Genomic DNA, 15,511 nt, shown 5'->3' with positions numbered 1-15,511 from the left:
GGGACAAAACCGCCGGAAATCCAGGGTTCCGGCCTTTTCTCGATCTGGCACGGCGCTTGCAAAACTCTCGACAGCGGCGAGCGACCGGAGCGCCGCGATGGGAGAAGTCTTGCGGGGCGGCGCGTGCCGTTCCCTCCGGCCAGGGAGATAGCAGATGCACATGGCAGACCAATCACGCGCGCCCGCCGCGCAGCGCAAGCCGCTTTACGCCCAACTCTACGTGCAGGTGCTGGTGGCGATCACCGTCGGTATCCTGCTCGGCCATTTCTATCCGTCGCTCGGCGAGAGCATGAAGCCGCTTGGCGACGCCTTCATCAAGCTGGTCAAGATGATCATCGCCCCGGTTATCTTCCTGACGGTCGCCACCGGCATCGCCGGCATGAGCGACCTGCAGAAGGTAGGCCGCGTCGCCGGCAAGGCGATGCTCTACTTCCTCACCTTCTCGACACTGGCGCTCATCATCGGCCTGATCGTGGCCAATGTCGTGCAGCCCGGGGCCGGCTTCAACATCGACCCGGCGACGCTCGACGCCGCGACCGTCAACAGCTACGCCGCCAAGGCGCACGACCAGTCGGTCACCGGCTTCCTGATGAACATCATTCCGACGACCATCGTCGGCGCCTTCGCCGACGGCGACATATTGCAGGTGCTGTTCTTTTCGGTGCTGTTCGGCATCGCGCTGGCCCTGGTCGGCGACAAGGGCGCGCCGGTGCTCAATTTCCTGCAGGCGCTGATGGCGCCGATGTTCAAGCTGGTCAGCGTGCTGATGAAGGCAGCCCCGATCGGCGCCTTCGGTGCCATGGCCTTCACCATCGGCAAATACGGCATCGGCTCGGTCATCAACCTCGCCATGCTGGTCGGCACCTTCTACATGACCGCTTTTCTGTTCGTGTTCATCGTGCTGGGCGCCGTCTGCCGCTACAACGGCTTCTCCATCCTGTCGCTGATCCGCTACATCAAGGAGGAGCTGCTTCTGGTGCTGGGCACCTCGTCTTCGGAAGCGGCACTGCCCTCGCTGATGGAGAAAATGGAGAAGGCCGGCGCGAAGCGCTCGGTGGTCGGGCTGGTCATCCCGACCGGCTATTCCTTCAACCTCGACGGCACCAACATCTACATGACGCTGGCCGCGCTGTTCATCGCGCAGGCGACGAACATCCACCTCTCCTTCGGCGACCAGATCCTGCTGCTCCTGGTGGCGATGCTTTCCTCCAAGGGGGCGGCCGGCATCACCGGCGCCGGCTTCATCACCCTTGCCGCCACGCTTTCGGTGGTGCCGGCTGTGCCTGTCGCCGGCATGGCGCTGATCCTCGGCGTCGATCGCTTCATGTCGGAATGCCGGGCGCTGACCAACTTCGTCGGCAATGCGGTGGCGACGCTGGTGGTGGCGCGCTGGGAAGGCGAGCTCGACGAGGCCAAGCTGGCCAGGGCGCTGGCGGGAACGGCCGACGACAGCCTGCCGGCGGACATCGTTCCAGCCGAGTAATCACAACGGCCGCACAGCGATAGCAAATGGCCGGAGGCATCGCCGCCTCCGGCCATTTTTCGTGTGTTCACCGTGTGAGGCGGCAGGACTTGCGCACGCCGCGCAGCTTGAGCTCGACCATCAGTGTCCGCCCTCGTGTCCGGGATATCTGCTTGGCCCTTCGACAGGCAGGCGGGCTGTGCCGTCGTCGAACAGGACAAGGCTCGCCGCGCCGATCAGCCCGGCGTGGCGGCCGAGCTGGGCCAGAACCACCGGCACGTCGCGATACGCGCGCATGGCGCGCTGGCGGATGGTCGCCTCTATTGCCGGAGCCATCAGATCGAGGCCATTGGCGATGCCGCCGCCGACGACCAGCACGTCGGGCGAATAGAGATGCAGGAGGTTGGTGAAGCCGACGCCCAGCCAGCGCGCTTCCTCCTCGAGCAGGGCCAGGGCGAGATCGTCCTGCAGCCGCGCTGCATCGACGACATGGCGGCCCGTCACCTCGGCATTAGCCGAAAGGCGGCGCAGCGTCGAGCCGTCGAAGGCCAACGTCGCGGCATTGGCGCGGCGGCCGAGCGCGGTGCCCGAGGCGATGGCCTCGAAACAGCCGATGACGCCGCATATGCAGCGCTCGCCTTCGTTGGTTATGGTCATGTGGCCGATCTCGGCGGCAAGACCCCGGCGGCCATGCAGGATGCGCCCGTCGACGACGACGCCGCCGCCGATGCCGGTCGAGACGGTGACGAAGACGAGCGAACGGGCGCCGTGGCCGGCGCCGAAGCGCCACTCGCCGAGCGCTGCCGCATTGGCGTCGTTCTCCAGACGCACCGGCAGGCCGAGCCGCCGCTCGAGAATGTCGGCGAGCGGCACGTCCAGCCAGCCGGCAAGCGTCGGCGGCCCGACGGCGATGCCGGCCAGCGGATCGAGCGGTCCCGGCGCGCCGACGCCGACGCCAAGGATGGCGAGCGCCGGCGCCTCGGCATGGATGGTCGCGGCGAGAGCCTCGATCTGGCCGATCACCACTTCGGGACCGGCCTGCGCCTGCGTCGGCACCGCCGCGAATGCCAGTATCTTGCCATCACGGTCGACCAGGGCGGCACGAAGCTCGGTGCCGCCCAGATCGATCGCGAGAGCGGCCTCGTTGCTCATGCCGCGACTTTCAGCCCGTGCAGCCAGCCGATGCGGCCGGCCAGATCCTTGTCACCGAAGGCGAGCGAACCAAGAACCACGGTCTCGGCACCCGCGGCACGCAGCAGCGGCACGGTCTCATGGCGGATGCCGCCGTCGGCGGCAAGAACCACGTCCGCCTCGCGTCCGGTCTTGCGCAGGATGGCGCGGGCCTCAACCAACCTGTCGCAGGCTTTCTCCGAAAGGCCTTGCCCCTTGACGCCGATCGCGGTTCCCAGAAGCGTGACGAACGCGACTTCGGACACGAAGGGCCTCACCGCTTCGACCGGCGTTTCCAGCCGCAGCACGACGCCGGCTTCGGCGCCAAGTTCGCGCGCCAGCCGCACAGCGCGCAATCCTGCTTCGCCATTCTCGGCATGGGCGCTGATCATGTCGGCGCCGGCCTCGATGAATTGGCGCGTCTGTTCCTCGACGATTGCCCCGTCGACCATCAGATGGACATGGATGGGCTTGGCCGTCAGTTTGGCAATACGGGCGACCAGATCGGGGAAGAACAGGAAGGACGGCGCGAAGTGGCCGTCAGCGACATCGATGTGGTGAAGGTCGACATAGGGTTCGATGCGCTTCAAGTCGCTCTCGAAATTGGCGAGATTGGCAGACCAAGACGAGAATTCAGCGATCAGACGATCGCGCGGCAATGCGGCGATAGCGGCCGGGCCTGACAGGGGTTTCGAGATCATGACTGGTCCTGGTTGTTGAAATTTTTATCGAGAAAGCCGCCGATCGCGGCACGGATTTCGGCGAAGTGGCGATCCCTGTCGGTGGCCTTCGGTGTCACCTCGGTGAAGATCGCGTTGAGGATTGTCTTCACCAGTTCGCGGGCAGTCGCCAAGGGATGGACGAGGTCGACGCCGCTTCCGACGACGAGTGTGGGGATTGAGAGCGCAGAGGCTGCGGCCCGCGAAACGCCGGGCCCATCGCCAGCGATTGCCTGCATCATTTCGGCGAAGTCCGCTGCATTGTTGCGCTCGAAGAAACCGAGAAGGGAAGCCAGATTGTCGGGTGCCTCGGCGCGGAACCGGGCGGCCGTGGCCGAAGCGGCAAAGACGGCGCGCGCCTCGTTCGGCGGACGGTTTCGGATGAGCTCGGCCACTTCCGCATAGGGACGCATGTTTTCAGGGGCCGCGTCGAAGGCCCAGGCCGGACGGACCAGCACCAGGCCGGTGACGCGCTCGGGATGCCGGACGGCCAGGCGCAGCGCGATCGCCGCACCCATCGAGATGCCGCCGGCGACGAAGCGTTCGATGCCGGCCGCATCGGCGGCGGCCAGCACGTCGTCGGCGAACATGGCGATCGAAAAGGGGCGCTTATGGCCGGCACCGGAGCCGCCTTGCGCCCGGCATTCGACGGTGAGCCGGCGTCGCGACGGGCCGTCGGGAAAACTCTGCGCCACCTGGGCGGCGTCACCGCCGAGACCGTGCTGGAAGACGACGGGAAGCCTGCCTTGCTCCGTGTCGAAGACACGAAGCGCCGCATCGTCGCGAAGCATGGTCGTCGGTGCGACGCTCATCGGAGCAGGCGGCGCAGAAAGGCGGCAACGGCGGGAGCTTCGTCGGCCGACAGTCCGTGCGTGACAAGCGGGCCATCGAATTTCACAGCGTTCAGCCGCGCGACGAAATCCGGAAAATCGACAATGCCCTCCCCTGTTGTGGCGAAGCGGCCGTCGCCATGCCTGTCCTTGGCATGCGCCATGGCTATATGGGCAGCGGCCTCGTCGATCGCCGCCGCGACGATGGCGCGCGCCTCGCCCGGCGTCGCATGCTCGAACAGGTTCGCCGGATCGAGCACGACCTTCAGATGCTTCGAGCCCATGTCGGCGATCAAGCGGGTGGCATCCTTCGCCGAGGTGACGATGTTGGCCTGTTCGGGCTCGATGCCGAGATCGACGCCTGCCCCTTCGGCCAGCGCCAGCGCCTTTTCCATCTCAGTGGCCATGTCGGACCAGGCGGCCGGTGTGGCGTTGTCGGGATGATAGGCCCATTGGTCGGCTGCATTGCGCGAGCCGGTGCAGAGCGTGACTAGCGGAATGTCGAGGGCGGCGGCTGTATCGATGACGACGGCAAGGCGGCGAAGACCATCATCGCGCACCGCCTTGTCTGGATGCGCCATGTTGTAGGTGCCCGACAGGGCGGCGAGCGATACGCTTGTTGATCGGGCGGCGGCGCGGATGGCCGGAATGGCTGCGTCAGGCACCGCATCGGGCATCGACGGCAGGCCGGCGCAAGCGAGATTGAATTGCGTCGTCTCATAGCCCGCCTGCCGCACTGCTTCCAGCACAACAGCCGGCTCGGTGCCCGCAAAGGTCTTGGCGAAGACGCCGAGACGCATCAGACCGCACCCGAGACTGAAGCGAGCTCAATCCGTTCGCCGGTCTCGACGGAGCGGGCAATGGCGACCATGGCGCGGATCGAGGCAATGCCGTCCTCGACATTGGCACCGCGCATCGGCGCGCCGTTCAGCACCGTGTCGGCGAGACCTTCCAGCTGGCGGCGGAAGAAATGGCCGTCGGCGCCGAGCGGTTTTCGCGAGGTCGCGTCCTTCTCATGGAAGATATCGACCTCGCTGGCGCGGAAGTACCAGGGATTGAACGTCTTGGCGATGACGGAGCCGTTCTCGCCATAGAGCTGGAAACCCTCGTGCCAGTCCATGCGTACGGCGACGGTGAGATCGAGATGGCCGAGCGCGCCGCTGGCGAACTCGGTCTCGACGAACCAGCAATAGGCGCCGAAGCGTTCGTTGAGACGGGCGCGTACGGCCGTGATCTCGCCGCAGAGGAAGCGGGCCGTATCGACCAGATGCGAGCCGTGCGCCAGCATGAAATACTGCCGGAGATCCGCCTTCGGATTGCCGGATGGTTTCTTCGCCAGCTTGCTGGTGACAGGCAGCGGCTGCACCGCATCCGTATTGGTGTAGCGGTGGGTGGAATCGCAATACCAGGCCTTCAGCGCCAGCACCTCGCCCATTTCGTCGCGCACGAAGTCGCGCGCCGCCTCCAGCGCCGGATCGAAGCGTTTCATGTGGCCGACCTGCAGGATCCTGCCGGAGCGTTTCACCGCCGCCGCCAGCGCCTCGCCTTCCTCGACCGAAGTTCCGATCGGCTTTTCGCACAGCACATGCTTGCCGGCGTCGAGCGCCTTGATCGACATCGGCACGTGATAGGCGTCCGAGGTGGCGACGATGACCGCTTCCAGCTCCGGATCGGCGAGCATCTCGTCATAGTCGGCATACATCTTCCGCGGCTCGTAGGTGGCGCCCATGCGGGCGAGCAGGTCGGGTGCGGCGTCGCAAATGGCGTAGAGGTCGGCATTGCTGGCCTTTGCACAGGATTCCAGATGCGCGAACTGCGCGATGGGGCCGCAGCCGAGCACGCCGACCCTGAGGCGCCTGTCCTGTTTCCTGATCACCGTCTCAGGCCCCGTAGCCGCGCATCGTCTGGCGGTTGGTCTTGACCGCGCCGGCAGGATCGGCCGCGGCCGTGTCGGATTCTTCTTCAAGCACCAGCCAGCCGTTGAAGCGCGGCGCCGCACCGACGATCTCGATCACTTCAGGCGTGTCGCAGACGCCTTTACCCAGCATCGCCCAATCGCCCTTGGCGTCGACGTCCTTCAAATGGATGTAGCGGATGCGGTCGCGGTAGGTGGTAAGCGTATCGGCCATGTCCTTGTGGCCGCGCAATATGTGGCCGGTATCGGGCACCCAGCCGACCAGGTCGGGTTCGAGCAAGGCAAAGATCGCGTCGTAGTCGGCGCGGTCGAACAGCAGCGTGTTGTGGTGCGAACTCGGATGCACTGCGACCTGGACGCCGGCCTTGCGCCCGAGCTCGCCGGCCCTGTTGTAGACCTCCGCGGCGATAGCGAATTTGTCGTCGCGCGAGCCGTTGGAGACGACGGTCGCCGAGCCCATCGAGACAAGCGCACCTGGGAACGCGGCAGCGAAATCGATCCAGCGCCTCGCGGTTTCGAGATCGGCGCCGATCTCGTCCTTCAGCGTGAAGCCGCTTTTCGAACCGAAGGCGAAGGAGACCAGCGTCAGGCCGGATGCTCCAAGCGCCGCGGCGAACTCCGTCGGCTTGCCTGCATAGCGGCCGATCATGGTGTCGGTGATTTCGATGCCGGCATAGCCGCCATCGGCGATCGCCTTCAGGAGATCGTCGGGGCCGCCGGTCCAGGCCTTGCCGAGCATTTCCCAGGTGAAGGTCTGGCAGCCGACCTTGAGCTTCGTCTTCGTCATGTTGTTCATTCCTTGACGCCGCCCTGGGTTTCCTTGGCGCCCCTGGGTTTCGCATGGTCTATAAAAATTTTACGCGCGTCAATATTCAAAATGTTGTATAGCGGCTTGCGGGGAGTGATCCGTTGCCGGCGCAATGGATCCGGCAGAGCGTGGCCGCATCGGAGGAATGACACAGAAAATGCACGGACGATCGAAGACGAAGCTTGGGATCGGCGTCGTCGGATGCGGCAACATCTCGATGACCTACCTGCGCAATGCCGCCCTCTTCGGCAGCATCGAGCTGCGCGCCTGCGCAGACATCTCGGCCGACATGGCGGCGCTGCGGGCGAAGGAATATGGCATCCGCGCGCTCGGCGTCGACGCCATGCTGGCCGATCCCGAGATCGATCTCGTCCTCAACCTGACCATCCCGGCTGCGCATTTCGACGTTTCGCTTTCGGCGCTTTCGGCGGGCAAGCATGTGTTCACCGAAAAGCCGCTGGCGACCTCGGCCAGCGACGGGCGCCGCCTGGTGTCGGAGGCGGCCAAGCGAGGGCTGCTGCTCGGCTCGGCCCCCGATACTTTCCTCGGCGCCGCCGGGCGGCGGGCGCGCCGCCTGATGGATGAAGGCGCCATCGGCCGCGCCGTGACCGGCACAGCCTTCATGATGGGCCGCGGCATGGAGCACTGGCACCCCAACCCACAATTCTACTACCAGCCGGGCGGCGGCCCGGTGTTCGACATGGGCCCCTACTATCTGACCATGCTGGTCAATTTGCTCGGTCCCGTCCAACGCGTCATGGCAATGGCGACGCGGGGCCAGCAGGAGCGGCTGATATCAGCCGAGGGACCGTTCAAGAACACGACCTTCAAGGTCGGCACGCCGACCAACGTGCTGTCGCTGCTCGAATTCCGGTCAGGCGCGACAGTCACCTTCGGCGCCTCATGGGACGTCTTCAAGCACTCCAACCATCCGATCGAACTGCACGGCACGGAGGGCTCGCTGCGCCTGCCCGACCCCGACACGTTCGGCGGCACCGTGTCCTTGTCCGAGCGCGGCGCCGAGTGGAAGGATTTCCCCAGCGAGGGCGAACTCTACGGCGCCCGCAACTGGCCCTATGCCGCGCCCGACCGCGCCAATTATCGCATGCTCGGCGTCGCCGACCTCGTGCGTTCGCTCGCGACAGGTGCCACGCCCCGCGCGTCCGGCACTCTGGCGCTGCATGTGCTGGAGATCATGGAGGCGATCCTGCACTCCGGCGAAACGAAAAGCCCGGTCGCCATTGCTGGCGACGTCGTCCAGCCGGCCCTGCTCTCGGAGGACGAGGCGCGCGGCCTGCTCGCCTAGATGCAATCATGACGGAGATTGCGATGACGCTCGATCCTGATGCTCTGCGTGCCCTGGAAATCGGCCGCGCGGCCGGTGGTGAGCCGTTCGAGAACGGCAGCGTGGCGGCGGCGCGGGCCGCCTACAACGCTTCGTTCCCGGCGCAGCAGGGCGAACATGAGCCGGTCGCGGCGACGTCGCAGCGGCAGATCGACGGACCGAACGGCCCGGTTCCGATCCGCATCCATCGCGGCATCGGCGCGCCGCGAACCGGCGCACGCGCCCTGCTCTATCTGCATGGCGGCGGCTGGGTCATCGGCAATCTCGATTCGCATGACGAGATCTGCCGCTGGCTGGCCAATCTGGCCAATGCCGTCGTCGTCTGCCCCGATTATCGACTGGCACCAGAGCACAAGTTCCCCGCCGGACTCGAGGACTGCGCGGCGGCGCTTCGCTTCATGGCGCAAGACGCCGGGGAGCGCGGCATCGATCCGGCCCGTATCGCCGTTGCCGGCGACAGCGCCGGTGGAAACCTTGCCGCCGTGCTGGCACTCCTCGCCCGCGACGGGCAAGCACCGCCGCTTGCCGCCCAGATCCTGATCTATCCCAACACCGATGCCCGCCAGACGGCGGACAGCTACCGCCGTTTCGGTAACGGGTTTGGACTGACCGCCGCCACCATGGCCTGGTTCCGCGACCACTATGTGCGCACCCCGGACGACATCAAGGACTGGCGCGTTTCGCCGCTGCTGGCACCGAGCCTTGCAGGCGCAGCGCCGGCGTTTGTCGTGACCGCCGGTCACGATATCCTGGCCGACGAAGGGACCGCCTATGGCGAACGCCTGCTTGCTGAAGGGGTGCCGCTGGTCCTGCGGCACTGGCCGGGCCAGATCCACGGCTTCGTCTCGATGGGCCGCTACATTCTCGCCGCGCGGCAAGCGATGAGCGAGGCCGCGGCCTGGCTCCAATTGCAGACGCGCGCTCAGGCCGACTGACGCATCACCAGGGTCGCGCCGAGCTTGACGTTTCGCACGAGGTCATGCGCGGGCGGGCGGGCCTCGTCGAGCAAGGCCAGCAGGATCTCGACGCTGCGGCCGGCCATTGCGGCGAAGTCCTGCGCCATGGTGGTGAGCGGCGGACAGGTGTAGCGGCTCAACGGGTGGTCGTCATGGGCGGCGACACGGAAGTCGCAATCGGGCTTGCGGCCGATCTTCAGCCCGCGCGTGAAGGCGGCCGACATGATGCCGAAGGCGAGACGGTCATTGGCGCACAGAATGGTGCGGCCAGGCAGGCCTCCCTTCTCGAGCGTCCTTTCCATCCATTCATGGCCGATCCGCTCGAAGTCCCAGGTGTAGTCGCGCGCCGCGTTGATGACGACAGACTCAAGGCCGGCGGCCCGCATCGTCTCGATATAGCTTTGCAGTCGCTCGCCCGAATTGTGGTTGACGTGCGGGATGTCGACATACACCGGCGGCTCGCCGGACCGGCAGAGATAATCGACCATGATCGACGTGCTCTGGTGGTTGTCGTTGCCGACGAAGGGCGTGTCACCCTCGATATAGGTGTCGAAATAGACGATCGGGATGTCTTTGCCCATCCGTTCGAAGACGCCCGGCTCGGAAACCGATCCCAGCGGGGCCACGATGGCGCCGGCCACCTTCAGCGAGGTGAGCGTCTTGACCGATTCCGACTCAAGCCTGGGCGAACCGTGCGAGGAGATGACGATCGGCCAAAAACCTTCGTCGCGGCAGCGCAGTTCAATGCGGCTGACCATCTCGGCATAGAACGGATCGGTGATCGCCGGCACGACGATGCCGACATTGCGGGTGCGCTTGCGGTTGAGATTGCGGGCGAAGAGGTTCGGCTGATAGTCCGAGGAGCGAAGCGCGGCCTCGATGCGGGCGCGCGTCGCCGGCTTGACGCTCGCCGGATCATCGAAATATTTCGACAGGGTCGGCCGTGACACGCCGCACGCCCGGGCGAAGTCATCCATCGTGCGGTGCGTCTTTTCCGCCATCGATATTCAGGGTCCCTTGCCCTCGCCCGCCGCCCCGGCCGACACGAGTCACGCGGCCGTTGCCTGGAAACAGCAATGCTCGACCGAACTTGTCCAGTCAAGTTTTAACGGTTCCCAATAGATCGCGGATTCATTACGCGCGTCAAATTATTTATTGACGCTTTCAAAGCGACACTGAAGCTTCGGAAGGAAGCCAATGGGATAGGCCCGGTCTTGCATCGACGATGATAAGTTCGTATTGGGCGCATCCATGGCGGGAGGCGTCCGCGACGCCTCCCGCCCCTAACATCATTCGCCCCGCATCGTCGCCTGGAAGGCCGGCAGGTGCTTTTTCTGTGCTTCCAGCATGCGTTCGCGGTAGACGCCGTAGATGACATCGGTGTCGTGCAGGGTCACGCCCGCGATCGTCGGCGAGGCGAAGACCGGCAGTTCGATGCCGCGCTTGGCGAGCTGCTCGGCGGTACGCGCGATCAGCTCATGCGCCAGGATCATGGCGAGCACCGTCGAAGAGCCGGAGACCGGACGGCTCCAGCCCTCGACCGGCACGATCGCATCCTCTATCGGCGAGCAGGTGTCGATGACGAGATCGGCCGCGTCGGCCAGTCGCTTGCCGGAGGAGTGCGTCGCGGGCTTGTCGAGATTGTTCTTGCTGGTGACCGCAACGACGAAGATGCCGCGCTTCCTGGCATAGAGCGCCGTATCGATGCCGGAAGAGTTGCGGCCGCTGTGGCCGAAGATGATGATGGAGTCACCCTTGTTGAGCGGCTGATGATCCAGGAATTTTTCGGCGTATTTCTCGGTGCGCTCCAGCCACAGCAGCTCACGCACGCCGCCGGCGCCGAGCACATTGTGCCACATCACGCGCGGGTCCGTCAGCGGGTTGAAACCGACATAGCTGCCGTAACGCGGAAACACTTCCTGCACCGGCAGCACCGAATGGCCTGAACCGTAGAGATGGATCAGACCGCCGCCTTCAAGCGAGTCGGCAAAGCGGCTGGCTGCCTGGCCAAAGGCCGCTTCATTGGTTTTCGCTGCCTGGTCGATGAGGGCGGCGAGACGGTGAATGTAGAGGTCGGACACGTGGGTACTCCTGTTAAGTGTCTGCTTGGGTGATGATGGATCAGCTTCGCGGATTTGACGGGACGCGCCCGGCGCGCAGCGTCGAGCGTATCTCGTAGCGGTCGCCGCGCATGATGGAGACGGTGAACTCGAACGGACCGCGCTCGTCGGTGGCGATACGCTCGACCACGAAAGCCGGACTGCCGACCGGCAGATCGAGCAGCTCGGCATCCGCCGCGCCAACCGCGCCGACGCGATAATTCTCGCGCGCCGCCACCGGCACGATGCCGTAGTGGCGCTCCAGCGCCTCGTACAGCGATCCCTGCAGCAGGCCGGCGTCGAGGAAGCCCGGCACACGTGCGGCTGAGAGCTGCGCCGTCTGGATGCCGATCGGTTCGTTGTTGCCGAGCCGCAGCCGCCGGATGCGCACCACCGGGTCACCCTCCTCAATCTCCAGCGCGCCGGCCGCCGCCGCATTGGCGATGGTGAGGCTGCAATCGAGCAGGCGCGAGCCGGCAACGACGCCGATATTGCCCATCTCCTGGGTGAAGCTCGTCAGTTCGCGGGTGCCGGCGACGAGCGTGGTGGAGCGCACGAAGGTGCCGCGTCCGTGTTCGCGGCGCAGCAATCCGCTTTCCTCCAGATTGCGCAAAGCGTGGCGCAGCGTGATGCGGCTGACCCCGAAAAGCGCGCCCAGCCGGTCTTCGGCCGGGATCTGGTCGCCCGTCGCCCATTCGCCGCTCTTGACGATGGCGCGGATGGCCTCCTCGACCTGATACCAGAGCGGCTCGGGCCTTCTGCGATCCGGCTGCTGAAAACTGGCTTCACTCATCGGATCTGTCTCCACCCGCTTCCGGCCTGTCCGGCCACTGCCGCACCGACCAGGCCGGCGCCGGGGCCGAACGCGCCAGCCTTGAGAGAAATGCCGCGGAGATGCGGCGGCAGTTGGCGCCGCAGCGCGGCAAGCAGCGGCGGTCCGATGACGTCAAGCGCATCGGCAAGGCCGCCGGAAACCAGGATCACCTGGGGGTCGAGCAGCGCGACGGCGCCGGCAAGCGCGGTGCCCAGCCGGCGCGCCGGCAACTCGAGCAGGGTCTGTGCCGCGAGTTCGCCCGCCTGGGCAGCCGCGATCAGCTGGCGGCCGCTGGCAAGGCCGACCTGGCCGGCAAGCGCATCAAGCGCGCGGCCCGATGCAACGCGCTCCAGCCAGCCGCTGCGCTCCTCGCCATGGTCCTTGATGTCGGCGCAGGCCCAGCCGAACGAGCAGGCGCCGCCATGCGTGCCGGCGACGATGCGGTGGTTGGCGAGCACCGCCGAGCCTATGCCCGTGCCGATTGCCAGCAGGATCGCATCCGACATGCCCTTCGCGCTGCCTTCAACGGCTTCCGCCAGCAGGGCGATCTGCGCGTCATTGCCAACGGCGACGCGCAATTGCGGGAACAGCGCCGCGATGTCGACACCGTCGAGCCAAGGGAGATTCGGGATCCAGCGGCAGACCGACCCCTCGACGAGACCTGGCACCGCCAGGCCCAACGCCTTGACCGCGCCAGCCTCGGCGCAAAGCGCCGCGATACGGGCGACGAAGGCATCAAGGCTTGCCGGCGCCGGTTCGCGGCTCGGCCTCTCCAGCGCGCTGACATTGCCGGACTGGACGGCGGCACGCAGATTTGTGCCGCCGAGATCGATGGCCAGAACCCGCGTCATCGGCGCCCTCCGGCAGCCGGTGGCGCGAACAGACCGCTGCCGGCGTTCCAGGAATGCGAGGCCGCCGCGAAGGCCTGCGCATGGCGCGTGCCGCGCAGGCAGCCGCGCAGACGGTAGAGCGCGCTGTAGTAATCGACATAGGGGAAGCTGCTCAGGCCCCGCGCCAGCTCGTATTCATGCACCGCCTCGCTCCACGCCTCGAAGCCGTCGCTGACGTCGACCAGGTGCTCGGGGCGGAAACCGTCATCGTCCTCCCAGTTCTCGCCGAACAGCAGCAAGCCCGGCGTAAAGGCGGCATGGTCGCGCGCAACAGTCGGAAGGGCGGCGAAGAAGATGCCGGTCTGCGTCAGCTTGGCTGCGGCGCGATGGTCCTTGTGCCAGCTGCCGTGCCAATGGGTTATGACCACTTCCGGCTTCAGCTCGCGAATGACATCGCACAGTTTCAGCGCCGTCTCGTCATCGGAAGGCAGGAAGGCGTCATGCAGGCCAAGATTGCGCATGGCGACGCCGAGGCGAGCGGCGGCCCTGCCCGCTTCCTCTTCCTTCTGAGCGCAATAGTGCTCGGGGATCAGGCACGGATGGCCCTGCTCGCCCATGCTCAGGTGCAGGAACGTCACCGTGGCGCCCCTCATTACGGCGGCCGCCGCCAGCGGTCCGGCGATCACCTCGGCATCGAAGGCATGCGCGCCGACGACCAGGATGGATTTGGCGGCATAGATCCTGTCCTCGATCATTTCATGCCTCCCCCGGCGCCTACGCCCTCTCGAATCTGGCGGGCGAGCAGACAATACATGATCAGGATCGGCGCCATGGAGATCGCCAGCGAGGCGAACACCAGGCCCCAATCGGTGCGGTACTGGCCGACGAAGACGCTGATGGCCAGCGGCACGGTCTTGTAGCGGTCGTCGAAGATGAAAATCAGCGGGAAGAAGAAGTCGTTCCACACGGCGATTGCCGTGAAGATGGCGACGATCGACACCGCCGGCTTCACCATCGGCAGGATGATCTGGAACAGGATGCGGACCTCGCCGGCGCCGTCCATGCGTGCCGCCTCGTCGAGTTCGGAGGGCAGGACGCGCATGAAATTGGCGAAGATGAAGACGGCGAAGGGAACGCGGATCGCCGAATAGACGAGGATCAGTCCGGTCAGGGAATCCAGCAGGCCGAGATTGCGCATCAGCGTGAACAGCTCGACCGAGGCGAGCCTTATCGGCAGCATGATGCCGGACAGGAACAGGCCGAGCATGATGGCGTTCCAGCCCAGCTGGTAACGGCTGAGCGGATAGGCGGCCATGGCCGAGACGACGATGGTGAGGATGACCGCGCCGGCGGTGACGATCAGGCTGTTGAGGAAATTGTGGCCGAGGTCGGCGCGCGTCCAGGCGCTGACGAAATTGTCGAAGGCCCAGCTTGTCGGCAAGCCGAGCCGGTTGTCGTAGATTTCGGCCGTCGACTTGAAGCAGGAGACGACGAGGATGTAGAGCGGCAGCAGCACGGCCGCCGTCCATACGGCAAGCACCGTCCAGCCGGGCAGCCGCGAAAGCCGGCGCGAGATCAGGGGACTGCCTGAGATGGCCAGCGTGCTCATAGCTGCACCGTGCGGCGGTCGAAGAAGCGCAGCATCAACAGCGTGCCGACGCTGAGGATGAGGAACAGCATGGTGCCCAACGCCAAAGCAAGCCCGATATCGGTGATGCCGACGGCGCCCTCCGCGCCGAAGGCCAGCCTGTAGAAATAGGTCACCAGCGTGTCGGTCGAATAGCTCGGATTGCCCTGTACGCCTTGCATCACATAGACGATGTCGAACTGGTTGAAGGTGTTGATGAAGGACAAAGTCGTCAGCGTGCCCAGCGCCGGCATCAGCAAGGGCAGCGCGACGGAGAACAGCATGCGCGCATTGCCGGCGCCGTCGAGTTTCGCCGCCTCAAAGATCTGGCCCGAAATCTGCCGCAGGCCCGCCGTGTAGATCAGCACCGGCAGGCCCATCCAGTTCCAGGCGTCGACGGCGACCAGCATGGCGAGCGCGGTGTGGCTGTTGCCAAGCACGGTCAGGCTGCCCTGGTGCAGGCCAAGCCCGTTCAGCGCCCATTCGACCACGCCGCCCGGCGCCAGGAGCAGGCGCCACAGCGCACCGACGATGACCGGGCTCAGCACCGCGGGGAAGAAAAAAACCGACTGGAAGAAGGCAGCACCCCGATCACGCAGGAACAGCAGCCAGGCAAACAGCAGTCCGATGCCGTTCTGGAAGACCATGATGCCGAAGAACCAGGCGGTGTTGTGCCAGAGCGCGCCGTAGAGCCTGGCGCTACTGGGGAAAACGAACAGGCGCGAAAAATTCGACAGGCCGGCGAACTCGGTGATGCGCAGCCCCTTCCAGATGAAGAAGCTGCCCCACAGCGACATCGCCAAGGGATAGAGGACGAACAGGGCGTAGACGGCCAGCGCCGGCAGGATGAAAAGCACGGCCATGCGCTGCTGCGTGCGCTTCAGGCTGCTTTTGCGGCGAAGGTTGGTCATGCGCGGTTTTTGCCCGGTGAGAGGC

16 protein-coding genes are annotated in these 15,511 nt (G+C 65.8%); 3 read left to right on the top strand and 13 right to left on the bottom strand.

Annotated features, from left to right (window positions below; all coding sequences use genetic code 11):
• Positions 1–154 precede the first annotated feature (154 nt).
• Complete coding sequence (locus FJ428_RS01550) at positions 155–1,483, top strand: dicarboxylate/amino acid:cation symporter (protein ID WP_140497716.1); 1,329 nt, start codon at positions 155–157, stop codon at positions 1,481–1,483.
• Positions 1,484–1,603: 120 nt separating this feature from the next.
• Here FJ428_RS01550 and FJ428_RS01545 read toward each other — a convergent pair whose 3' ends face one another.
• Genes FJ428_RS01545 through FJ428_RS01520 form a run of 6 tightly spaced genes read right to left on the bottom strand, consistent with a single transcriptional unit; the run spans position 1,604 to position 6,883 of the window.
• Positions 1,604–2,614, bottom strand: a complete 1,011-nt coding sequence (locus tag FJ428_RS01545; protein ID WP_140878812.1) for an ROK family protein — start codon at positions 2,612–2,614, stop codon at positions 1,604–1,606.
• On the bottom strand, positions 2,611–3,333 hold the full coding sequence (locus FJ428_RS01540; RefSeq protein WP_140878811.1) for a ribulose-phosphate 3-epimerase: 723 nt from the start codon (positions 3,331–3,333) through the stop codon (positions 2,611–2,613). Before FJ428_RS01540 ends, FJ428_RS01545 begins: the two co-directional genes overlap by 4 nt.
• Positions 3,330–4,163 (bottom strand): alpha/beta hydrolase, encoded by an 834-nt coding sequence (locus FJ428_RS01535; RefSeq protein WP_140878810.1) that lies wholly within the window; start codon positions 4,161–4,163, stop codon positions 3,330–3,332. Before FJ428_RS01535 ends, FJ428_RS01540 begins: the two co-directional genes overlap by 4 nt.
• Entirely contained in the window at positions 4,160–4,981 is an 822-nt protein-coding gene (locus FJ428_RS01530; RefSeq protein WP_140878809.1) for a sugar phosphate isomerase/epimerase, read from the bottom strand. The genes FJ428_RS01535 and FJ428_RS01530 overlap by 4 nt, the downstream gene beginning before the upstream one ends.
• Complete coding sequence (locus tag FJ428_RS01525) at positions 4,981–6,057, bottom strand: Gfo/Idh/MocA family oxidoreductase (RefSeq protein ID WP_140878808.1); 1,077 nt, start codon at positions 6,055–6,057, stop codon at positions 4,981–4,983. Before FJ428_RS01525 ends, FJ428_RS01530 begins: the two co-directional genes overlap by 1 nt.
• A gap of 4 nt (positions 6,058–6,061) precedes the next feature.
• A complete protein-coding gene (locus FJ428_RS01520) occupies positions 6,062–6,883 on the bottom strand; it encodes a sugar phosphate isomerase/epimerase (RefSeq protein WP_140520919.1) in 822 nt (273 codons plus the stop codon).
• 178 nt (positions 6,884–7,061) lie between these two features.
• On the opposite strand from FJ428_RS01520, the gene FJ428_RS01515 reads away from it, so the two are divergent.
• Together FJ428_RS01515 and FJ428_RS01510 are read left to right on the top strand one after the other, a co-directional pair.
• On the top strand, positions 7,062–8,210 hold the full coding sequence (locus FJ428_RS01515) for a Gfo/Idh/MocA family oxidoreductase (protein ID WP_140878807.1): 1,149 nt from the start codon (positions 7,062–7,064) through the stop codon (positions 8,208–8,210).
• Positions 8,211–8,233: 23 nt separating this feature from the next.
• Complete coding sequence (locus tag FJ428_RS01510) at positions 8,234–9,184, top strand: alpha/beta hydrolase (RefSeq protein WP_140562079.1); 951 nt, start codon at positions 8,234–8,236, stop codon at positions 9,182–9,184.
• On the opposite strand, the gene FJ428_RS01505 is transcribed toward FJ428_RS01510, so the two are convergent.
• From FJ428_RS01505 to FJ428_RS01475, 7 genes are all read right to left on the bottom strand, one after another.
• Positions 9,172–10,206 carry a LacI family DNA-binding transcriptional regulator gene (locus FJ428_RS01505; protein ID WP_140562048.1) on the bottom strand — a complete coding sequence of 345 codons (1,035 nt, stop codon included), beginning with the start codon at positions 10,204–10,206 and terminating at the stop codon, positions 9,172–9,174. The genes FJ428_RS01510 and FJ428_RS01505 overlap by 13 nt on opposite strands.
• A gap of 288 nt (positions 10,207–10,494) precedes the next feature.
• A complete protein-coding gene (locus FJ428_RS01500) occupies positions 10,495–11,286 on the bottom strand; it encodes an SIS domain-containing protein (protein WP_140520921.1) in 792 nt (263 codons plus the stop codon).
• A gap of 40 nt (positions 11,287–11,326) precedes the next feature.
• Positions 11,327–12,097 (bottom strand): GntR family transcriptional regulator, encoded by a 771-nt coding sequence (locus FJ428_RS01495; RefSeq protein WP_140520922.1) that lies wholly within the window; start codon positions 12,095–12,097, stop codon positions 11,327–11,329.
• A complete protein-coding gene (locus FJ428_RS01490; protein ID WP_140497694.1) occupies positions 12,094–12,969 on the bottom strand; it encodes an ROK family protein in 876 nt (291 codons plus the stop codon). The genes FJ428_RS01495 and FJ428_RS01490 overlap by 4 nt, the downstream gene beginning before the upstream one ends.
• Entirely contained in the window at positions 12,966–13,703 is a 738-nt protein-coding gene (locus FJ428_RS01485) for a PIG-L family deacetylase (RefSeq protein ID WP_140514580.1), read from the bottom strand. Before FJ428_RS01485 ends, FJ428_RS01490 begins: the two co-directional genes overlap by 4 nt.
• On the bottom strand, positions 13,700–14,557 hold the full coding sequence (locus FJ428_RS01480; RefSeq protein WP_140878806.1) for a carbohydrate ABC transporter permease: 858 nt from the start codon (positions 14,555–14,557) through the stop codon (positions 13,700–13,702). The genes FJ428_RS01485 and FJ428_RS01480 overlap by 4 nt, the downstream gene beginning before the upstream one ends.
• Complete coding sequence (locus FJ428_RS01475; protein WP_140564354.1) at positions 14,554–15,486, bottom strand: sugar ABC transporter permease; 933 nt, start codon at positions 15,484–15,486, stop codon at positions 14,554–14,556. Before FJ428_RS01475 ends, FJ428_RS01480 begins: the two co-directional genes overlap by 4 nt.
• Positions 15,487–15,511: the final 25 nt, after the last annotated feature.

This window comes from Mesorhizobium sp. B2-8-1 (genome assembly GCF_006440955.1).
GTDB lineage: Bacteria > Pseudomonadota > Alphaproteobacteria > Rhizobiales > Rhizobiaceae > Mesorhizobium.
The sequence above is the reverse complement of the archived record's forward strand: the minus strand, read 5'-3'. Positions and strand labels throughout refer to the sequence as shown.